The following is a 21,558-nucleotide window of genomic DNA, read 5'->3' on the forward strand; positions in this document are numbered from 1 at the left end:
GGAGTAATATTTACTCCGTTTTTCTGCCTCAACGGTAGAAGGAACGATCATGGATCAGAAGAATACGCTTACAGCGCACTATGATGTTAGAGCGATCCGCAATGATTTCCCCATCCTGTCACGTCAGGTTCATGGCAAGCCGCTTGTTTATCTGGATAATGGTGCGTCTGCGCAAAAACCGCAAAGCGTTATTGATGCAATTACGCATGCATATACAAATGAATATGCGAATGTGCATCGTGGTCTGCATTTTCTTTCCAATGCTGCAACGGATGCTTATGAAAAATCGCGCGAAACAGTCCGTCGCTTTCTCAATGCCGGTTCTGTAGACGAAATTGTCTTCACAAAAAATGCGACCGAAGCGATCAACACGGTCGCCTATGGCTATGGCATGCCAAATATCGGCGAGGGCGATGAGATAGTCGTATCGATTCTGGAGCACCATTCCAATATCGTTCCATGGCATTTTATACGCGAACGACAGGGCGCGAAGCTCGTCTTCACACCGGTCGATGACGAAGGTGTGTTCCATATTGAGGAATTTGAAAAGCGCTTGACCGAGCGCACCAGACTTGTGGCCATTACCCATATGTCCAATGCCCTTGGGACCGTGACACCGATCAAAAAGATCGTCGAACTGGCCCATGAACGTGGGATTCCGGTATTGGTTGATGGTAGTCAGGGTGCTGTTCATCTGCCAGTCGATGTGCAGGATCTGGGTTGCGACTGGTATGTCTTTACCGGGCACAAAACCTATGGGCCTTCAGGTATCGGAGTTCTTTACGGTCGTGCAGAAATGCTCGAAAAAATGCGTCCGTTTCATGGCGGCGGCGAAATGATCGAGGATGTGAGTGAAGAAGGCGTCACTTATAATCATCCTCCGCACCGCTTTGAAGCCGGTACTCCGCCAATTGTTCAGGCGATCGGGCTTGGGGCCGCTCTTGAGTATATGGAAAAAATTGGACGTCATGCGATTCTTGCCCATGAGGAGGACCTGCGCGACTATGCGCATGAGCAACTTGGCAAGATCAATTCACTTCGCATTTACGGCAATGCACCCGATAAGGGGGCGATTATTTCTTTTGCGCTTGAAGGCATCCACGCGCATGATGTTTCAACGGTTATTGACCGGGCAGGGGTCGCAGTGCGTGCAGGCACACATTGCGCACAGCCACTCTTGAAACGTTTTGGCGTCACCTCTACATGCCGTGCATCGTTTGGGATGTATAATACCCGTGAAGAAATCGACGCGCTGGCAGAAGCCTTGGAAAAGGCTAGGAAGTTTTTCGGATGAGCGAGATCGAACAGAAAACCCAGGATCAGGTTGAAACCACCACCAATGATGCAGCTGCATCTGCGGAAGGGAAGTCACCTTTTTCTGCCTCTGCTATTCCTCAGGAAGAGTTGTTGCGTCTGACAGACGATATTATCAGCGCACTGAAAACGGTCTATGACCCTGAAATCCCGGCGGATATTTACGAGCTTGGTTTGATTTACAAGATCGATATTGAAGATGACCGCACTGTTAAAATTGAAATGACACTGACTGCGCCAGGTTGCCCCGTTGCAGGTGAAATGCCGGGCTGGGTTGAAAATGCGGTTGGTGCTGTTGAAGGCGTTTCGATGGTTGAAGTGACGATGACATTTGATCCGCCGTGGTCTGCTGACCGGATGTCGGAAGAAGCACAGGTCGCTGTCGGCTGGTATTAAACCTAAAAAACCCCACATTGTGGGGTTTTTTAATAGGATTTATTGGTGTTGCCTCGTTAAATATCATCCTTTTAGAAGGATATTCTATCAATAACCGGTTGTGTCTGCGTAATGCAGTGAGCCTTTACCAAGGCATCCTTGTAAAAGCCCTACCAGTCCGCCCAGTGCCGTCGCAGAGGAAACCAGACCCTGCCCACCACGGAATGGAATTGAAAGAATGGTGCCGATAAATTTAAGTGCACGGCCTGCGATTTTTACGGGAAGCTTTTTTAGAGTTTTGCCTGGATTTTCCCGATAACGGGCACCAAATTCTGTAATGTTGTGATCACGGTTGCGGCGATAATGATAGCTTAGCGTGAGGCGTGACGGGGGCACGGTTTCATAAACAATAGCATCACAAGCCCATCCAGTTTTGGCGCCAAGCGATTTTGCTTTCGCCCAAAGATTCCAGTCTTCCCCACCCGTCAGTCCAAAATGGGAATCAAACCGCAAGCCCGTATTGCGGAAAAAGTCGAGACGCCCCATCCAGCTGCCAGTATGAACCTTAATGGAATCTCCACGACCAGTTTCGCATTTACGCCGACATTTTTTTTCTGATTTATAACCACTGCGCTCAATACCTGACCATACGAGCTTTTGCAGGGTTGTCAGGTTTTCATCAAATGGCTTTGGTCTGACCGGTGAACCAACAATATCCAGATCAAGACGATCGCGTTCAGCCAATAGATTAACAAGCCAATCGGGTTCTACGAACTCGTCATCATCGACATAGACAAGATAATCAAAGCCATGTTCAATTGCGTGATTAAGCGCACGATTACGTGCTGCCGATATGCCAAGAACACCTTCTATGATATAGTCGATAGCATCATTCGGCATCTGCTTTTGAAAGTCATCGATTGTTTTCTCCAATGTTGGAGATGAATTATTCTCAACAACAAGGAAGGAAACAACAGCAGTAGCTGGTCTTGTAATCGACGCAAGCGACGAAAATAAGCTGCAGAGCATTTTGGGTCTGTTGCGTGTAACAACAGAAATACAAATTCGTCGTTGTGACATGTTTAAAAGCGCCAGAAAATCCCATCTGAATTATTGTACAATTCTAATGTATAATAATTATGAAAACAACAGTTATGGAAGAGACAGATGTAAATCTTGAATATTATTAGAATATCAAAATTTTCTAATAGTTCTGATGATGTTTAGAAAATTTTTTCTGATAAATATCAGATTAAAATAGTGGTGCCCCCAGAGAGACTCGAACTCCCGACCCCCTGATTACAAATCAGGTGCTCTACCAACTGAGCTATAAGGGCATCACAAGCGTGGAATTAGCATATTTTCATGCCTTGTAAAGCGAAAATTCACATTCAACGGCAATGATAGCCAAGTTTGGCATAAGGCGGCCACTTTGCCTGTGGAAACTGCACTGGCTGGCGCATTGGAATAGTATAATATGAGTGATAACTCCTTGGCGATCCACTTCCTTTCCTCTGGAACAGAGGAATCACTTACGGCTCAGAAAGAGCTGGTGAAGCGTTATGGCCATGTGGCAGCTGAAGATGCAGATGTCGTCGTTGCGCTGGGCGGCGATGGAACGATGCTGCAGGCACTGCGGGATTTCATGAATAGCGGTGTGCCGGTTTATGGAATGAACCGGGGATCCGTTGGTTTTCTAATGAATGAATTTAGCCTTGATGATTTACCAGTGAGAATTCGTGCTGCGCAGAAGGAGGTTATCCGTCCTTTGGAGATGGTCGCTCAAACAGAGCATATGTCGCCGTTTACTGCTCTTGCGATCAACGAAGTTTCGCTTTTCAGGCAATCCTATCAAGCAGTAAAAGTTCGCATCACTATTGATGGAAAAATACGGCTTGAAGAATTGGTGTGTGATGGTTTGATGGTTGCGACGCCTGCCGGGTCGACAGCTTATAATCTCTCCGCCCAAGGCCCTATTTTGCCCCTGGAGGCGCCTTTGCTTGCTTTGACGCCCGTCAGCCCGTTCCGCCCAAGGCGCTGGGGTGGGGCGCTTTTGCCTAAACATGTCACCGTTCGTATGGACTTGCTTGAAACAGAAAAGCGCCCTGTAAACGCAGTTGCAGACAATAATGAAGTAAAATCTGTTCTCTCGGTGACAGTGAGGGAAGCGGCCGACAGTCAGGTTGCGATCCTGTTTGATCAAAATCATTCATGGGATGAAAGGATTTTGACAGAACAATTCAGACATTAGTTGGTTTTAGTTTTAGTAAAACCTTTTGTAATGGGCGATTGAAAGACAATAAAATACAAATAAATAGGCATTTTTATATCCTGTAATGGTATTTTAGTTGACTTTTTCTCCTCATAGACGTAGGCGATGCTGCAAGAAAACGCTTTTTTGCGTTGCAGACGCCTTTTCTGCCTTGGTTCCTGCGCCGGATAATGACGCGGCTGCAATGACAGGAAGGGTGGAATTCATTTCCCAACAGAGAGCTGCGCCTCCATTGACAACATTTGCCGAACTCGGTCTTTCTCCGAAAGTGCTCGCCGCCGTTGAAGCTGCGGGTTACACAGCACCAACACCTATCCAGGCAGGCGCTATTCCTCCTGCGTTGGAGCGCAAGGACGTACTTGGTATCGCCCAGACAGGCACGGGTAAGACTGCATCTTTCGTTTTGCCGATGTTGCATCTTCTGGAAAAGGGGCGTGCGCGTGCACGTATGCCGCGCACCCTGATCCTTGAACCAACACGCGAGCTTGCAGCTCAGGTTGAAGAAAATTTTGTAAAATATGGCGTCAATCAGCGTCTCAATGTGGCCTTGCTGATCGGCGGAGTTTCGTTTGATGAACAGGAGCGAAAGCTTGAGCGCGGCGCCGATGTTCTGATCGCGACACCAGGCCGTCTTCTTGATCATTTTGAGCGTGGAAAGCTGCTGCTGACTGGCGTTGAAATTCTGGTTATCGATGAAGCTGATCGCATGCTTGATATGGGCTTCATTCCTGATATTGAGCGTATCTGCAAACTGATTCCATTCACGCGTCAGACGCTGTTTTTCTCAGCTACCATGCCACCGGAAATCACCAAACTGACGGAGCAGTTTCTGCATTCGCCAACCCGCATCGAAGTAGCTAAGGCGTCTTCCACTGCAAAGACCGTTACTCAACGTCTGGTCAAATCAGGCCGTAAGGATTGGGACAAGCGTGCAGCTCTGCGCGATCTTATTCGCTCGGAAGGTGATGCAATCAAGAATGCGATTATCTTCTGCAATCGCAAAAAAGATGTTTCGGAGCTTTTCCGCTCGCTGACCCGTCATGAGTTTAACGCAGGCGCTTTGCATGGTGATATGGATCAGCGTGCACGCATGATGATGCTTTCGAACTTCAAGGAAGGCAAATTGCAGCTTCTCGTCGCTTCTGATGTTGCTGCTCGCGGTCTGGATATTCCTGACGTCAGCCATGTTTTCAATTATGATATTCCGATCCATTCGGAAGATTATGTGCACCGCATTGGCCGTACTGGTCGCGCAGGCCGTTCTGGGAAAGCATTCACACTGGTGACAACTGCAGACACGAAATATCTGACTGCGATTGAATCCATGATTGGTGAAAAGATTGAATGGCATGACGGTGATCTTTCAACCTTGCCAGTTGTTGAGGAAACTGAAGATACGTCACGCAAGGGAAAAAATACCCGTGGCAAGACCAGAGACGCCAAGGGCAAACCAAGAGATAAACAGAAGGTCGAAGCACCTGTGATCATTCAGGCAGATGAACCGCAGCCAGTCATTCACGAAATCAGAGAGCGTCGTGATACGATCCGCACCGCTAATGATGAGCGTCGCGGCAAGCCGCAGCATGACCACCACAAGCGTCGCCGTGATCGCGATGATGATGATGGTCCAGTGCCAGTCGGTTTTGGCAATGATATCCCCGCATTCATGCTCATTCCGACCGGGGTGCCGGCATAAAAACAAAAGCCGACCAGAATATATCAGGTCGGCTTTTTCATTTTGGTGCCTGAGCGAAGACTGGCTGCAAATGCAATTCTGGCCCAGTTTGTCATTATTTCGGCATCATCAAATGCATCTTCCGGTACGCTCCAATAGGGCATGGCAACCGTCTTGCCGCTTTTTGTGCTGATATAAGACCATTGTCTTGATCCAGCATTGATAAAAGCAGGCATAGTTTGTGCATCAGCTTTTAGAAGCAGCTCGTCATTAACAACCAGTGCTATAATCAGGCCTTGATGGTAGATGCCTTTACCACCAAACATTCGGCGAATGCTTATTGCACCTAAGCCTGCAAAAAACTCTCGTAAGCTTTCGTCATCCACGGCCAAATGCTATCCGGTTAAACGGCGTCCTGCATCTGGCGCAGGCTTTCAGGTGAAGCAGGTGTGAGTTCAACTGACTCACCACAGCCGCAAGCTGATGTCTGGTTGGGATTGTTAAAGACAAAACCAGTGCGCAATGTGGTCACTTCAAAGTCCATTTGCGTGCCCAGCAGAAATAAAACTGCTTCAGGCGCTATATAAACTTTAGCGCCTTCTTTTTCGACGCAATCATCACCCGCTTTAGGCTCGGTTACGAGATCAATGGTATATTCCATTCCCGCGCAACCACCTTTTTTCACACCAATGCGAATGCCAAGCGCATCTTCACGAGACGCCATGATTTCGCTCACACGCGCTGCGGCTGCATCGGTAAGCGTCAAGACAGAGAAACGGCCCATTTTCATCTCTTCCGGTGTTATGCTGGTCAGCGACTGAAGAATCATTCAGTCTGCTCAAGGTTCAATTTGCTCAAAGCAATGCGCTTTTCTGCGAAATTGCCACGTTTTTACTATAGTTAGTGTTGTAACATCATTACTGCAAGACACCAAATCGAGAGCGCAGCGACAACATTTGTGCGGATTTCGATGTCTGCAAAAAAGAATTGCTGGAAGAGGAGATGCGAATGTTGATTGAGCGCATGAAGCCTTTGTTACAAGCAGGCATTGCCGGTTTATTCAGTACGATGATTTTGATGTCTGCCGTAGCTGCGCAGGATGCATCCAGGAAGATTGTAACTCCAGAAGAGACAAAACCATCTGAACAGACGCAAGATGCGGCAGATGGTGTGATTGTTCCCGATTATCGTGATGATCGATCGACCCCGCAGGCGCTGATTGAATCTTATTACAATGCGATTAATCGCAAGGAATATGCCCGCGCTTATGGCTATTATTCGGAAGAGGGGCGAGAGCCTGATTTCAAGACCTTTGCCAAGGGATATGAGGGTACAAAGAGCGTGAAAGTTGCAGTGCGCAAGACAGACCCGGATCCCGGTGCTGGTCAGATATATTGGAGTTTGCCGATTGCAATTGAATCCGAGGGGAATGATGGCAAAAAGCAGGTCTATACAGGCTGCTACACATTGAGGCTTACCAATCCCGCCATGCAGGAAACGCCGCCTTATAAGCCAATAGAGATCATGACCGGATCACTTACCAAATCGCCTCTCGATATTGAAAAAAGTGTACCGGAAAGCTGCGATGCACCATAATAGAAAATCCTGCTTGACCTTACCACGATGGGAGGCTGCACTCTGACAAGAGTGTTAAAGCAAGGAGTTGGTTAGATGGTTACGTTCTTAGTTCCGAAAATGAAGTGCAATGGTTGTGTGCAGAGTGTGACGAATGCACTGCACAAGATTGACGAAGCCGCAGCGGTCGATATCGATCTAGATAAAAAACAGGTCAGATTTGAAAGTGGCGTTCCGCAAGAAGATGCCCTCAAGGCTCTTGTGGCCGCCGGCTATCCTGCAACGATCGTGCAATAATGTGAACGGGCTGTTGTGCCTTTGGGCGACCCTTGTCTTGCAAGAAATTTGTTAAAGCTTTAATTGCCGGGCAATGATTGCGCCCGGCATTTTTATATCCAAATTAAATGCCATGACATGGCGTTACATGGCGGGGCAGTGGCGACCAAGTGTTGCAGTTTGGTTTGCAACGCTTGTGTCTGATTGACTGGAACGTCGATTTTTGTCACATCAACGGCAAATCTCGTTTATGGTGCCTGAAAACGGCAATGAACTGCGATTGTTACGGTTTTGTCGCATAATCATTGTTCTTGTTTGCCAGGATGCCGGAAGCATAATCATCGCATACGAGCGATATAGAAGGATGTAGGGCATGGCTATGTCAGCCGATTATCAAGATCTTCGCACAAAGATGGTCGACAATCAGATCCGTACGACGGACGTAACGGACCTCAACGTAATTGATGCTTTTCTGAGCGTTCCACGCGAAGTTTTTGTTCCGGCAAACCGTCAGGTGCTCGCCTATATCGATGAAGATCAACTGCTTGAAGGCGAAGGTTCTGAACCGCGTTACCTCATGGAACCATCGCCTTTTGCCAAGCTGGTACAGCTTGCAAAAGTTAACAAGAATGATGTGGTTCTCGATATTGGTTGCGCGACCGGCTATTCGTCAGCAATCTTTTCGGAGCTGGCTGGTTCTGTCATCGGGCTTGAAAGTGATTCCGCATTAGCAGCCATAGCAACCTCTTGTTTGCAGGAACTTGGTTATGACAATGTTGTGATCGTATCAGGCGATCTGAATGCCGGTTATCCCTCTGAAGCACCTTACGATGTAATTTTCATTGAAGGTGCAGTTGATTTTGTACCGGAAGTGCTTTTCAATCAACTGAAGGAAGGTGGGCGTCTTGTCGTCGTTGAAGGGCATGGAAACGCCGGAGTTGCGCGGCTTTACGTGAAAGAGAATGGCACGGCTTCAGGGCGCAGTGTTTTCAATACAGCAGTTCGGCCATTGCCAGGTTTTGAAAAGGTCGAGCAGTTCGAGTTCTGATCAAACGCGTGGGGCAATTCTGCAACCACAGGAAAATTGTTTGTGAAAGCCGCTGCGGAAAGATGGAAATAACGGAATTTACACGTTATTAAGTTTTTCCGAACTGATTGGTTCGATTGTAGATTCGTTTGTTCTTATATGAGGTATACGGTGTTCAAAGCGTGCAAAGGACTTATGGCGGCAGCAATACTCCTGTCTGGCACCGTTTTATCGGGTCAGGCTGCTTTGTCAGAAACGCTGAACGGTGCGCTCATCAAGGCCTATAAGAACAACTCTAATCTTAATTCGACCCGTGCAGGGGTGCGGATTCAGGACGAAAATGTTGCGATTGCGAAATCGAATTACCGTCCGCAGGTTACAGGCAGTTATAGGACTAGCCGCAGTAAATCGCCAGGATCCGATTATCGTACGACAGGCACATATGGCATCGAGTTGAACCAGATGCTGTTTGATGGTTTTCAGACGAGGAATAATGTTGCGGCGGCAGAAACTACAGTATTTGCGCAGCGCGAAAATCTTCGCAACACAGAGCAGAATACACTTCTTGAGGCTGTCCAGGCCTATATGAATGTTTATCAGCTACGCCAGATTGCAGCACTGCGTGAAAAAAATCTTGCTGCCATGAATGAGCAGGTTCGTGCTTCGCGTGCTCGCCTCGATGTTGGTGAAGGTACACGCACAGACGTTGCACAGTCAGAATCGCAGCGCTCTACGGCTGTTGCACAGCTTAATGCGGCGCGTGCTGATGTTAAGTCGGCAGAGGCCACTTATATGCAGGTGATCGGTGCTCAGCCTGATCGTCTGTCTCCCGCTCCTTCTGCAAAAAATCTTCCGCGTTCACCTGATGCTGCTTATGCGAATGCTACTCAAATTCATCCAGGTATCCTTGCAACGCAATATGCAGTCAATGCACAGGGCTTTAACGTCAAGGCCAAGGAAGGTGCATTGCTGCCAACTGTCGGCTTGACTGCTAGTGCAAGCCATCTTGATACTTATGCAGGCACTAATATTGGTGATGGTAACACTACTTCGGTTGGAGTTGGTGTGAGCATTCCGATTTATACGGGTGGGCGCACATCGGCGCAGATACGTCAGGCCAAGGAACAATTGGGTCAGGCACGTATTGAAGTTGATATTGTTCAGGACAAAGTTCGTCAGGCTATCAGCTCAGCATGGTCACAGCTTGAAGCTGCACGTGCTTCCGTTAAAGCAAACCGTGATGCTATTGCTGCAGCCCAATTGGCTTTGGATGGGGTTATTGAAGAACGTAAGGTTGGCCAGCGTACGACGCTTGATGTGTTGAACGCACAGAATGAACTTGTGGCAGTGCAAATTGCTCTTGTTCAGGCTGAACATGACTCGGTGGTTGCCAGCTATGCATTGCTTAATGCAAGTGGACGCATGACTGCACAGGATATGAATTTGCAGGTGGCCCAGTATAAGCCTGAAGAACATTATAATGCCGTCAAGGATAAGTGGTTTGGCCTGCGCACGCCGGATGGTCGCTGATTTCCGGATGGTCCTAATTTATTGACATGAATATTTGAAAACGGCGCCATTGGCGCCGTTTTTTGATTCGGCCAATGCTGTTATTTCTTAATAAAGTGATAAAGCTGTGAGTTTGGAATGCACTTGTCTGTGCAGGGATTCTCAAAGCGCTGCATGTTCGATACCCTTGAGCCAATGATTCTCTGCCTCTTGGCAATAAGGGAAAGACGGACAACAGCTATGGCACAACCATCCAGCGCAGCACGCGAACCGTCAATGGAAGAAATTCTTGCTTCCATTCGCCGAATTATCGAAGACAGCGATGTTTCACGCCATCCAATGCCAGAATCGTCGGCTTTTACTGCACGCGACGATGTGGCCAGATTTCGGACACCGTTGCCTATTACGAATGTCGGAAACAAGGGGGGGAAGGGGCCCTCTTTGAAGCCTGTTGTGTTTACGCAAGAACCGGTTCTGCGTGGACCTATTGCTGAAGAGGCTTTGGCTTCACCTGTTACAGGCGAAGATACAGACGCAGATGATGATGATTTTTTCGTTCTGAATGCTCAAAATGATGATAATTTCATCGAAGCTTCTCAGCCTGTTTCTGAAATGCCCAGTGCTCCAGTTCCAGTACCGGAACCAGAAACGCAGATTGCCAGTGATTTGAATATCGCGCAAACTGAGCAGGCTTCTAATTTGAAAACAGAAACTCCGGGCATTTCGAAGAGCGAGCCTGTCAACTTGAAACCCGATAGCACAGAACATATTTTGTCTGAGGATACAGAGCGTAAGGTCTCTGCAGCATTTCAGGATTTGAATCACGCTGTTCATTCGGAACCGCGCCGATCTTTCGATGAGATTGCTTCTGATATTCTTCGCCCGATGTTGCAAAACTGGCTTGATACTAATTTACCGCCTCTCGTCGAACGGCTTGTTCGCGAAGAAATCGAACGTGTGGTGCGTGGCGAACGCTGATAAACCGCGCCAGATTGGACCATATAACCCGTCTGTCTCGCAGGCGGGTTTTCACTTTTAGGATGATTTGTTGGTTGTTAGTTGCTATTCAGCGCTCAATCAATTCATTCCGTATTCAGACCGGATAGTTCCATGCTTGAAAAGACTTATGACGCCGCGGCTGTTGAGCCAAAAATCGCTGAACGCTGGGAAGAGGCTGGCGCATTTAAAGCGGGCGCAGGTGCAAAGCCTGGCGCAGATCCATTTGCCATTGTCATCCCGCCGCCAAATGTGACGGGATCGCTGCATATGGGGCACGCGCTCAACAATACAATTCAGGACATCATGGTCCGTTTTGAGCGGATGCGTGGCAAGAATGTTTTATGGCAGCCGGGAATGGACCATGCGGGTATTGCAACGCAGATGGTTGTCGAGCGCCAGCTTGCCGAACGCAAGGAGCCAAACCGCCACGCTATGGGGCGCGAAAAATTCATTGAACGTATCTGGCAGTGGAAATCGGAATCAGGCGGCCTGATCTCCAATCAGCTTCGTCGTCTAGGCGCATCATGCGACTGGTCGCGTGAACGTTTCACGATGGACGAAGGTCTCTCACGTGCGGTTCGCGAGGTGTTTGTCTCGCTTTACAAGCAGGGTTTGATTTATCGTGACAAGCGTCTGGTCAATTGGGATCCGAAGTTGCTCACTGCGATTTCCGACATCGAGGTCGAATCCCGTGAGATCAAGGGTCATCTGTGGCATCTGCGTTATCCGCTGGAAAATATCCCGTTTGATCCCGAGAACCCGCATAGTTTTATTGTTGTTGCAACAACACGCCCTGAAACGATGCTGGGCGATACAGGCGTTGCGGTCAATCCAAAGGATGAGCGTTACCATGCTTCTATAGGGAACAATGTTGTGCTGCCGCTCGTTGGCCGGCGTATCCCGATTGTTGCCGATGATTATGCAGACCCTGAAGCCGGTTCAGGCGCAGTCAAGATCACACCTGCCCATGACTTTAATGACTTTGAAGTTGGAAAGCGCACCGACCTTCGGGTGATCAACATTCTCACACCTTCCGCGGCAATCACATTAAAAGATAATGTTGATTTTCTGGAAGGTCTGGAAGTTACGCCCGAACTGAATGCGCTTATCAATGAGTTTGAAGGCCTTGATCGTTTTGCAGCACGCAAGCGCCTTATCGAAAAGCTTGAAGAACAGGGCTATCTGGAAAAAATCGAGGATCATACCCATGCAGTTCCGCATGGTGATCGCGGTGGCGTACCGATTGAACCATATCTGACCGATCAATGGTATGTGAATGCCAGCGAACTTGCAAAGCCGGCTATGGCCGCGGTTCGCGATGGCCGCACGCAGATCGTGCCCAAAAACTGGGAAAAGACATATTTCGACTGGATGGAAAACATCCAGCCATGGTGCGTTTCGCGTCAGCTTTGGTGGGGGCATCAGATTCCGGCATGGTACGGACCGGATGGGCACTGGTTTGTTGAAAAAAGTGAAGAAGAAGCCAAAGCTGCTGCTCTTGCACATTATGGCAAAGAGGTTGTTCTGGAACGCGATAGCGATGTTCTCGATACATGGTTCTCGTCGGGCCTGTGGCCTTTCTCGACTCTTGGCTGGCCTGACAAAACACCGGAACTTGCAACCTATTATCCAACCAGTGTTCTGGTAACGGGTTTTGATATCCTGTTCTTCTGGGTTGCCCGCATGATGATGATGGGCATGCATTTTATGGAAGAGATTCCGTTTCATACGGTCTATCTCCACGCACTCGTGCGCGACAAGCATGGTGCGAAAATGTCGAAATCCAAAGGCAATGTTATCGACCCGCTTGAACTGATGGATGAATATGGCGCCGATGCCTTGCGCTTTACTCTGGCGATCATGGCCGCTCAGGGGCGTGATGTGAAGCTCGATCCGGCGCGTATTGCTGGCTATCGCAACTTCGGAACCAAGCTATGGAATGCAACGCGCTTTGCCCAGATGAATGGCGTAAAGCTCAATCCACAATTCAAGCCTGACGACGCGAAGCTTGCTGTTAATCGCTGGATTTTGACAGAGCTGACCAAGGCGACCCGTGCTGTGACGGATGGTATTGCGAATTACCGTTTCAATGAAGCGGCAAGTGCTGCCTATCGTTTTGTCTGGAACCAGTTTTGTGACTGGTATCTTGAACTTCTCAAGCCGATCTTTATGGGCGATGACGAAGTGGCAAAGGCAGAGGCACAGGCAACTGCTGCTTATTGTCTGGATGAGATTTATAAGGTTCTGCATCCCTTCATGCCGTTCATGACCGAAGAACTCTGGACCTTGACCGCAGGTGAGGGTGCAAAACGCGATACGGTTCTTGCCTTGGCAGAATGGCCGGAATTGTCGTTTGAAGATGAAGAATCTGCGACCGATATCAACTGGCTGGTCGATCTCGTAATGGGCATTCGTTCGGTGCGTTCGGAAATGAATGTTCCCGCCGGTGCCGTGGCTCCGATTGTGGTTCTTGAAGCAAATGCTGCAACATTGGACCGCTTTGCGCGTCACGATGCTGCAATCAAGCGTCTGGCACGTGTTGAGACCATTTCTTTTGCGCAGGAAGCACCTAAAGGCTCGGCACAGCTGGTGCATGGCGAGGCCACAATCTGCCTGCCTCTGGGCAGTTTGATTGACCTCAAGGCCGAAGCTGCTCGTATGGCCAAGGAAGCAGGCAAGATCGCTGCTGAAATCGAAAAAATCGAAAAGAAGCTTTCGAATGAAAAATTCGTAGCAAATGCAAAGGAAGAGGTTGTTCAGGCGGATCGCGAACGACTGGCTGAGTTGAAAGAGGCAGCTTTACGGGTTGCTACAGCAGAAGCGCGTATTCGCGAAGCTGGATAATTTCAGGCAGTCTTTGTTCAATACGAATCATCAGCATCCGCCGGTTTTTACTGGCGGATACTTTATTCATTAAAGTCATTGAAAAAGCATTTTATGCAGCAAGAAAACAGATCGAACCGCAGTTTCGATTGTTTTTTAATAATGTTGCCCTTTGGCAACAAGGCTTTAAACAGGCAAAAAAATGGCGAAAAATGGCTTTAATCCTGTGAAGTCAGCTTCAAAATTTAGTGGTTTTAGAAATTGCACCTATCTTTTTGTGGTTTTCGCTCATTATGGTTTTGGATAGGCAGATATTTATAAATTTAAGCATCTTGCAGGTTGAAAGGTTCCTGATTTACGTTTGCGTCAACGTAAAAATATCGGGTTCACTACATTTTGTTTGGGAGGACATTTTATGAAGGTTCGCAGCCTGAAAGTGATCGGTATCACCACAGTTTTGTTTGGCAGCGCGGTTGGCGCATATGCTGGTGGTCTGGAGCGCAGTTCGCAGGATTTTGATATTCTGTTTGAAAAGGGCAATGTGGTTGATACCACAGGTACTTTTGTTGCTCCGCAGCGTAAGTTGAAGAATATCCGGGGTTCAGCGATTGGCGCTGCTACCCAAGGATTAAATCCATTTACTGGTCGAGCATACGCCACGGATGTAGAAGAAGCGAAGAGCTACTGGGTTCCAAAATTTTCTGCCAAATTTGATCTGACAGATGACTTGGCCTGTGCTGCGCAATATCGTCAGCCTTGGGGCATTGAGACGGATGTAGGCCTTGATACCGTTCGCATGTTTACAGCGATCGAGCAGAAAATTTCATCACATGATTATGGTCTGAACTGTTCCTATCGATTTGCTGCTGGCGAAAAAGGGTTTTTCCGTATCCTTGGTGGCGTGAGCTATCAGGAATTGAAGGGTGAACAGACCAAGGCAATTCCTCCTTTTGGTCAGCCTTTCGGAGGCAACTGGCGCGTTGCTTCGTTGAATGTTGAAGACAGCTCTGTGGGCTGGCGCCTGGGTGCTGCTTATGAAATTCCTGAATATGCCATCCGCGCCAGTGTCGTTTATCAGTCAGAGGTAAAATATACCCTTGACGGTACAATTGATAATCTGGCCCTCAATCCACTGACGAATAGCAGTATACCCATTTCTGTCGAAGGCGATGTGACTACGCCGCAATCCGTCGAATTGAAGCTACAGTCCGGTATCGCTCCAGGCTGGCTTGCATTTGGTTCGATTAAATGGACCGATTGGTCGGTCGTGACAGACGTTAACTTTCTTGCAAAAGCCAATCAGGTTGTTCCGCAAGGTGTCCGCGTCACTGGTCTCAATCTTTATTATAAAGATGGATGGACTGTCAGCGGCGGTGTTGGACATCAGTTCAATGACCAATGGTCAGCAGCGGCTACTGTGACATGGGATCGTGGTACAACCACTGGTCTTACCTCGCAGACAGATATTTGGCTGTTCGGTCTGGGTACGAATTATAAGGCAACCGATAATTTTGAAGTTCGTCTTGCTGGTGCAGCAGGCTGGCTTACATCAGGCGTGCTAGATGATACTAAAAATAATGATGGTACTCCCAATGGAGCCGGTTCCAGAGGCGAATTTGGCAATGATTTTGTCGGCGCTCTGTCACTGACTGCCAAAGTAAAATTCTGATCAATGGATCATAATAAAAGCCCGGACATAGCGCATCCCGAAAAGTGTGAAACGGTTTTCGGACAATATGCGCGCCGAAAAAAGTCCGGGCTTCTTTCATTTAAAAAATAGGCTACTGCTCAAGACGCGCCAGCAAAGATGAGGTGTCCCAGCGGCCACCACCAATCTTTTGAATTTCTTTGTAAAATTGATCTACCAGTGCGGTCACAGGAAGTGATGCACCATTATGATTTGCTTCCTGAAGGCAGATACCCAGATCCTTGCGCATCCAGTCAACCGCGAAACCAAAATCATATTTGCCTTGGTTCATCGTACTGTAGCGATTTTCCATCTGCCATGAACCTGCGGCACCTTTGGAAATCACGCCAATCAGTTTTTCGATATCAAGACCGGCTTTTTTGCCAAAATGAATCCCCTCGGCAAGCCCCTGAACGAGGCCGGCAATACAAATCTGATTAACCATTTTAGCAAGTTGACCAGAGCCAACGGGTCCCATCAGGCCAACCGAGCGAGCGTAAGCTTCAATAATTGGTTGGGCGCGTTCGAACACGTCTTGCGATGCGCCTACCATGACGGTGAGGACGCCGTTTTCAGCTCCGGCCTGACCGCCAGATACCGGAGCATCGATGAAATGAAAACCACGTGTTTTCGCTTCCGCATCAAGTTCACGCGCGACTTCGGCTGAAGCAGTCGTATTATCAATGAATATGGCATCTTTCTTCATAGTTGAGAAAGCACCATCTGCTCCCGTTGTCACTTGTCGCAGATCATCATCATTGCCCACACAGCAGAAGATAAAATCAGCATCACGCGCAGCTTCAGCGGGACTGGTTGCATGATTGCCACCGAACTGTTCAGTCCATTTGATAGCTTTCGCAGCTGTGCGATTGAAGACGGTGACATCATAGCCACCTTTTACTTTCAAATGGCCAGCCATTGGATAGCCCATCACGCCGAGGCCGAGAAAGGCCACTTTATTTGCTGTCATTATCTGATACCTCCGGGGAATTCTTGAATGCATAGAAGCCGTGGAATTGCGTTCATGACGCTTTAGATCAGGCATGCATATAAAGCAGATCGCCTCCGGTTGCTGCAAGGCTGCCGGGGGCGAATATTATTCTTTTATAGCTGAGTTTATCGGACCAGATGTTTTGTTAGCCGTCTTTCCAGAAAATCCCATATATGCCGCAGGCATTCGACAATGAGCAGATAAATAACGGCTGCCCATATGTAAGTCTGGAAGTCGAATGTGCGTGAATAGGCACGACGTGTTTCACCCATAAGATCAAGAACCGTGATGATTGCAACGATTGCCGATCCCTTGATCATCAGAATGATTTCATTGCCGTAAGGCCGAAGCGCAACAATCAGCGCTTGTGGCAGAATAACTTTCCAGAAGGTCACACGCTTTGAAATACCAAGGGCTGCAGCGCCTTCCCATTGTCCGGGCGCAACACTTTGAATAGCACCACGCAGGATTTCCGCCTGATAAGCGGCTGTGTTGAGTGAGAAGGCGAGAATTGCACAATTCCACGCATCGCGGAAAAATATCCATAGCCCGATAGATTCAAGAAAGGGACGGAAAGTTCCAAAACCATAATAGATCAGGAAGGTTTGTGCGAGAAGCGGAGTGCCACGAAAGAAATAGACGTAACCGAATGCCAGGCTGCGCAACAAGCGGTTTTTTGACATGCGTGCGGCAGTGATTGGCAGTGATAAAATCGCGCCAATGATGATGGAAATAGCAACCAGTTGTAATGTGACGAGAAGACCGGACCAATAACGCGGTCCGTAGGTCTCAAACAGGTCGATGCGCCATGTGTTGTAGAGATAAATCGCAAGGCCCGCAAAGAGCAGCGCCCATATGGCAACGATAATATGACCTGCAATTCTAACGCGTGTCCACTTTCGTTCTAAAGGCGGCGGAGCAATAACATCTGAGAAGGTTTCACTCATGATCAGGCTCCTCGCGACGCATTGCTGCCAGCATCTGCCCAACGACCGATACGGTTGATGAAATATGATGAAATGATTGCAAGAAACAGATAAAGTAGACAGGCGACGCCAAAGAAAAGGAAAGGTTCCTTTGTTACCCGGGCTGCAATCGAGGTCTGGCGCAAAATATCCGAGAGTGTGATGACAGAGACAAGAGATGTGTCTTTGAGCAATACAAGCCAAAGATTGGCGAGGCCCGGCAAGGCAATCTTGATAAGCTGCGGCAGGATGACTTTTCGCATTGTCTGCCAATATGAAAGGCCGACCGCATAACCGCCTTCATACTGTCCTTGAGGGATTGCACGGAAAGCCGAAAGAAATACTTCACTGGAATAGGATGAAAAAACAAAGCCCAGTGCAATCATACCGGCGACAAAAGCATTAATTTCGATCTTGGCACTGATTTCAAAAAATGTGAGTGCATTTTGAAGCAGCAATGAGGCGCCAAAATAGACAAGAAATAGTGTCAGAAGCTCAGGCAGCCCGCGAAAAATTGTCGTATAAATATTACTGGCAAGGCGCATCGAAGGTTCAGCCGACTGCTTCCCGAGCGCAACCAGAAAACCCAGAATTAATCCTAGTGGTAACGTTGCAAGAGCAAGAGAAATGGTGACAAGAAGTCCCCAGGCGATACTGCGTCCCCATCCTTGCGGACCAAAGCTTAATAAGGTGGCGTAATGTTCCATGCGCCTGATCTCTTTCTTTGGATCTGTTTGATGCCTGTTTTAAAGTCGCTGGTGCATCTTTTACAGGTCTTGAAAAATTCGCACAGCCCAAATAGTCGCGCCGGCTTACCTGGAAGTAAACCGGCGCATAAAAGTTAAATTATATTAGTTTTCTGCGCCGTAGGCGTCGAAATCAAAGTATTTATCATTGATTTCTTTATATTTTCCATTTGTACGAATTGCCTTGATCGCCTCATTGAACTTTTCGATCAGTTCAGGGCGTCCTTTCTTGAAGGCAACGCCAGCGCCTGGGCCATGAATTTCAATGACAGGCGGGAAGGTGCCGACCATTTTACAACATGCACCATCCGGCGAGTTGAGCCACTCAGCCAGGGTCACGCTATCGTCATTCACTGCATCAAGTCGTCCGTTCGCAAGATCAAGGCGATATTCTTCCGCTGTCGGATAAGCCTTGACTGTGCTGTCGGTAAAGGTTTTTTCTGAATAATTGGAATGCGTTGTCGACCCCTGTACGCCAATTGTTTTGCCTGCGAGGTCTTCTTTGGTTACACCCTTGATATCGGTGTCTTTAGGCGCTGCAATGCCGGGAGGTGTGTTGTAATACTTGTTTGAGAAGTCAACCTGCTTCTTGCGTTCGTCCGTGATCGACATGGAGGCGATGAACGCATCGAACTTGCCTGACTGAAGGGCAGGGATTGCGCCGTCCCATTCCTGGGTAACGAATTCACATTCGGCCTTCATTTCATCGCAAAGTGCCTTGGCGATATCAACGTCAAAACCGGATAGTGTGCCATCGGGCTTGATGAAGTTGAAAGGAGGGTAAGCACCTTCCGTGCCTATTTTGAGCTTCAGTGGTTCCTGAGCATTGGCAATATTTGTGGTCATGCTGCCGAATGTCATTGCAAGAACTGCAACGGTTGTTACTGCTGTGATACGCTGAATAACGCGCATTCCTGATCCTCTCGTTTTGTTTTGGCTGGTTCCCTGATTGTTTTTTGGTTCAGCCGATTTGGGATGCTGGCTCGATAAAATGTGTTGAACAAAACTCGTCTGTTATCCTTTATTTGTTACCAATAGATACAGGACATAACAACGCGCAATATTTTTTCTCCGATATGCCCAACCATCTTACCCGACAGCTGATAATCCCACCATTTCCGGTTGGATTGCAAGACGCTCAACGTAATTTAATTATTCATCTGAAGTCGGTGTTTAAAAGGTTTTTTTGCGATTTATGGCACTTAATCCTGTTTTTTCACGGCTTAAAAGGGGATTATAAGTGAATTCCTCACAGATCCATCAATTGCTCTACAAAGTCTGTAATAGCTGCGATTCCATCCAGATCAAATACGGGTAATTTTTCATCTCCTTTGATATAATCGCTGGCAATGGCAACGATAGAGGGATCACTTTGCGCGAGCGCCGGACCTTCATGTCCATCTGTTCGCCTCAACTCGATTTTGTAGTGAGATTCGCTCTTGTATCCTTCAACAAGAACAAGATCACAGGGAGCAAGCATGCTGACAATTTTCTCAAGCGGTGGCTCTTCTTCTCCCATATTTTCATGCATGATCGCATATCGGGCTGATGAGACGATTGCGACTTCCGAGGCTCCGGCATTTCTATGACGCCATGAATCTGTACCAACATGATCGATGTCGAAGTTATGGTGCGCGTGTTTTACGGTTGATATTTTGTAGCCGCGCTTTGTGAGCTCCTGCACAAGTTTTTCAGTCAGGGTGGTTTTGCCTGAGTTTTTCCAGCCCGTGATGCCAAATATTTTCTGTGTCCCCATTTTTTCCTTTGTCATTGCAGCGCCTCATGAAGCTTTCTTGCGTTTATAAGGTCTTCGGCCTTGTTGATGTTGAAAAATGGATCATAGATTCCGGTTGTTTTTGGCAATGGTTGAAATGGAAAATCAACCACCTCAAATCCAATGCTTCGCGCGAAGGCCAGCACGCTGGCTTTATCAGTGTGCTCCAGCCATGTATTCAATGGTTGCAACAAATCTGTCTTCCAAAGGCCAAAAATCGGGTGAAGCTGACCATTGGAACTTGCAATGACAATAGGTGCATTGGTCTTCTGCTGGCGCTCATAGAGCCGGGACATAAGGTCTTGCGGAATAAAGGGGCAGTCAGCGGTAACGCTAAGCACAAACGGAAAATCTCGCGCATATTCAAATGCCGTTTTGAGACCGACAAGCGGCCCACCATGGTTGCAATGGGTATCGGCAATGACTGATACGCTAAGGTCAGGCAAATTGTGATGATCTGTATTTGTATTGATAAACAGATGATCGACTTGTGGTGAAATTCGTGCGGCGACCTGTTCCAGAACTGTTTGAGCGCCAAGCAATTGCAGAAACTTGTCACCCGCAATACCATCCGCCTGCATTCGGCTGGATTTCCCTCCGGCTATGATTACTCCGGCTATGCGCTTTATGTTTGGCATTATAAGGCTTCCTGCCTGTTCCTATTGCGCTTTTTACGGCTGTTTTCGCGATAGACCATGTAAATACCGCTACCAACCACGAGAACCGATCCGGCGATTGTATAGGAATCGGGTGCTTCACTGAAAACAATCGTGCTTAGCAATATAGCCCAGAGCAGGCTTGAATAGCGAAATGGTGACACAAACGAGATTTCGCCTTCCCGCATAGCCAGAATGATAAAATGATAACCAACGAGCAGAAGCCCTGCCGCTAAGGCCATGAAAACTATTGGCTCAATTCCAACGGGTTGCCAGCCGCCCATGGGAACAGTCAGTGCGCCGCCTGTCAGAGTGATTGCCCCGGCTGTCAGGGTCGAGAGGTAGAGTGTCGAGACATGCGCAGGCACGCGACGTGTTGCAATATCGCGTAGGGCTGCAAAGCAGACACTGGAAAGAAGCACACCAACAGCGGCAAAACTGGTTGAACTGTCAGCACCGGGACGAATGATAATTATAACACCGATCAGCCCCACCGAGATACAAAGCCAGCGTCGCCAGCCAACTTTTTCATTTAGAAAAAGCACAGCGCCCAATGTCACGACAAGCGGTGTAGCCTGAAAAACTGCGGAACAGAATGCTTGCGAAAGATGGCCGAGCGAATAAATATAAGTGATCGTTGCCAATACTTCGCCCAAAACACGTAGCAGCGTCATTCTATCCATCGATAGATTGCGCAAGGCGCCGTTGCGCCATGCCAGCAAGCCAATGACGATTGTCGCAAATATTCCGCGAATGAACATATATTGTCCGCTGTTCATCTGCTCGAGAAGGTATTTTGTAATGGTGTCGCCAATGGTAAAGGTTCCCATTGCGAGGAGCATAAAAATACTGGCACGGAAATTCGCTGTTTGCGGCACGATATAAAATCTCGAT

21 protein-coding genes and 1 tRNA gene are annotated in these 21,558 nt (G+C 48.1%); 11 read left to right on the forward strand and 11 right to left on the reverse strand.

All coding sequences use genetic code 11. The annotated features are described in order from the left end of the window. Positions 1–49 precede the first annotated feature (49 nt). Both FHY56_RS11025 and FHY56_RS11030 read left to right on the forward strand, forming a co-directional pair. Complete coding sequence (locus FHY56_RS11025; protein ID WP_140905213.1) at positions 50–1,294, forward strand: cysteine desulfurase; 1,245 nt, start codon at positions 50–52, stop codon at positions 1,292–1,294. Beyond that, complete coding sequence (locus tag FHY56_RS11030; protein WP_140905214.1) at positions 1,291–1,710, forward strand: SUF system Fe-S cluster assembly protein; 420 nt, start codon at positions 1,291–1,293, stop codon at positions 1,708–1,710. The genes FHY56_RS11025 and FHY56_RS11030 overlap by 4 nt, the downstream gene beginning before the upstream one ends. Before the next feature lie 87 nt (positions 1,711–1,797). Here the strand turns inward: FHY56_RS11030 and FHY56_RS11035 are convergent, their stop codons facing one another. Together FHY56_RS11035 and FHY56_RS11040 are read right to left on the reverse strand one after the other, a co-directional pair. Continuing rightward, positions 1,798–2,769 (reverse strand): glycosyltransferase family 2 protein, encoded by a 972-nt coding sequence (locus FHY56_RS11035; RefSeq protein ID WP_140905215.1) that lies wholly within the window; start codon positions 2,767–2,769, stop codon positions 1,798–1,800. A gap of 181 nt (positions 2,770–2,950) precedes the next feature. Continuing rightward, a tRNA-Thr gene (locus FHY56_RS11040) sits at positions 2,951–3,026 on the reverse strand. Positions 3,027–3,166: 140 nt separating this feature from the next. Between FHY56_RS11040 and FHY56_RS11045 the strand changes: the two genes are divergently transcribed. Then, complete coding sequence (locus tag FHY56_RS11045) at positions 3,167–3,940, forward strand: NAD kinase (RefSeq protein WP_140905216.1); 774 nt, start codon at positions 3,167–3,169, stop codon at positions 3,938–3,940. A 253-nt stretch (positions 3,941–4,193) separates the two neighbouring features. Continuing rightward, positions 4,194–5,657 (forward strand): DEAD/DEAH box helicase, encoded by a 1,464-nt coding sequence (locus FHY56_RS11050; RefSeq protein WP_140905217.1) that lies wholly within the window; start codon positions 4,194–4,196, stop codon positions 5,655–5,657. A gap of 23 nt (positions 5,658–5,680) precedes the next feature. Here the strand turns inward: FHY56_RS11050 and FHY56_RS11055 are convergent, their stop codons facing one another. Then, a complete protein-coding gene (locus tag FHY56_RS11055; protein ID WP_140905252.1) occupies positions 5,681–6,022 on the reverse strand; it encodes a TfoX/Sxy family protein in 342 nt (113 codons plus the stop codon). Between the two features lie 17 nt (positions 6,023–6,039). After that, positions 6,040–6,420: a Fe-S cluster assembly scaffold SufA gene (gene sufA / locus FHY56_RS11060; protein WP_140905253.1), complete on the reverse strand. Its 381-nt coding sequence runs from the start codon at positions 6,418–6,420 to the stop codon at positions 6,040–6,042. A gap of 284 nt (positions 6,421–6,704) precedes the next feature. Between sufA and FHY56_RS11065 the strand changes: the two genes are divergently transcribed. The 7 genes from FHY56_RS11065 (at position 6,705) to FHY56_RS11095 (ending at position 15,514) form a co-directional block, all read left to right on the forward strand. After that, the gene (locus FHY56_RS11065; protein ID WP_235889479.1) at positions 6,705–7,232 is read left to right on the forward strand and encodes a Cif family virulence factor; all 528 of its coding nucleotides are present in this window, start codon (positions 6,705–6,707) and stop codon (positions 7,230–7,232) included. 75 nt (positions 7,233–7,307) lie between these two features. Beyond that, a complete protein-coding gene (locus FHY56_RS11070; RefSeq protein ID WP_140905219.1) occupies positions 7,308–7,508 on the forward strand; it encodes a heavy-metal-associated domain-containing protein in 201 nt (66 codons plus the stop codon). 358 nt (positions 7,509–7,866) lie between these two features. Beyond that, positions 7,867–8,535 (forward strand): protein-L-isoaspartate O-methyltransferase family protein, encoded by a 669-nt coding sequence (locus FHY56_RS11075; RefSeq protein WP_140905254.1) that lies wholly within the window; start codon positions 7,867–7,869, stop codon positions 8,533–8,535. Positions 8,536–8,673: 138 nt separating this feature from the next. Next, entirely contained in the window at positions 8,674–10,044 is a 1,371-nt protein-coding gene (locus FHY56_RS11080) for a TolC family outer membrane protein (protein WP_140905220.1), read from the forward strand. A 219-nt stretch (positions 10,045–10,263) separates the two neighbouring features. Further along, positions 10,264–11,001, forward strand: a complete 738-nt coding sequence (locus tag FHY56_RS11085; RefSeq protein ID WP_140905221.1) for a PopZ family protein — start codon at positions 10,264–10,266, stop codon at positions 10,999–11,001. 132 nt (positions 11,002–11,133) lie between these two features. After that, on the forward strand, positions 11,134–13,866 hold the full coding sequence (locus FHY56_RS11090) for a valine--tRNA ligase (protein WP_140905222.1): 2,733 nt from the start codon (positions 11,134–11,136) through the stop codon (positions 13,864–13,866). A 394-nt stretch (positions 13,867–14,260) separates the two neighbouring features. Further along, positions 14,261–15,514 carry an OmpP1/FadL family transporter gene (locus FHY56_RS11095; protein ID WP_140905223.1) on the forward strand — a complete coding sequence of 418 codons (1,254 nt, stop codon included), beginning with the start codon at positions 14,261–14,263 and terminating at the stop codon, positions 15,512–15,514. 112 nt (positions 15,515–15,626) lie between these two features. On the opposite strand, the gene FHY56_RS11100 is transcribed toward FHY56_RS11095, so the two are convergent. The 7 genes from FHY56_RS11100 to FHY56_RS11130 all read right to left on the reverse strand — a co-directional run bounded on the left by FHY56_RS11100 (position 15,627) and on the right by FHY56_RS11130 (position 21,506). After that, a complete protein-coding gene (locus FHY56_RS11100) occupies positions 15,627–16,535 on the reverse strand; it encodes an NAD(P)-dependent oxidoreductase (RefSeq protein ID WP_140905255.1) in 909 nt (302 codons plus the stop codon). A 113-nt stretch (positions 16,536–16,648) separates the two neighbouring features. After that, positions 16,649–17,470 carry an ABC transporter permease gene (locus FHY56_RS11105; RefSeq protein ID WP_140905224.1) on the reverse strand — a complete coding sequence of 274 codons (822 nt, stop codon included), beginning with the start codon at positions 17,468–17,470 and terminating at the stop codon, positions 16,649–16,651. A 2-nt stretch (positions 17,471–17,472) separates the two neighbouring features. Next, on the reverse strand, positions 17,473–18,195 hold the full coding sequence (locus tag FHY56_RS11110; protein WP_140905225.1) for an ABC transporter permease: 723 nt from the start codon (positions 18,193–18,195) through the stop codon (positions 17,473–17,475). Positions 18,196–18,339: 144 nt separating this feature from the next. Then, complete coding sequence (locus FHY56_RS11115) at positions 18,340–19,146, reverse strand: ABC transporter substrate-binding protein (protein ID WP_140905226.1); 807 nt, start codon at positions 19,144–19,146, stop codon at positions 18,340–18,342. Between the two features lie 337 nt (positions 19,147–19,483). Next, positions 19,484–20,005 (reverse strand): molybdopterin-guanine dinucleotide biosynthesis protein B, encoded by a 522-nt coding sequence (gene mobB / locus FHY56_RS11120; RefSeq protein WP_235889474.1) that lies wholly within the window; start codon positions 20,003–20,005, stop codon positions 19,484–19,486. Beyond that, on the reverse strand, positions 20,002–20,646 hold the full coding sequence (gene mobA, locus FHY56_RS11125) for a molybdenum cofactor guanylyltransferase (RefSeq protein WP_140905227.1): 645 nt from the start codon (positions 20,644–20,646) through the stop codon (positions 20,002–20,004). Before mobA ends, mobB begins: the two co-directional genes overlap by 4 nt. After that, positions 20,646–21,506 (reverse strand): DMT family transporter, encoded by an 861-nt coding sequence (locus FHY56_RS11130; RefSeq protein WP_140905257.1) that lies wholly within the window; start codon positions 21,504–21,506, stop codon positions 20,646–20,648. The genes mobA and FHY56_RS11130 overlap by 1 nt, the downstream gene beginning before the upstream one ends. Positions 21,507–21,558 lie beyond the last annotated feature (52 nt).

It is taken from the genome of Brucella gallinifaecis (assembly GCF_006476605.1).
Lineage (GTDB): Bacteria > Pseudomonadota > Alphaproteobacteria > Rhizobiales > Rhizobiaceae > Brucella > Brucella gallinifaecis.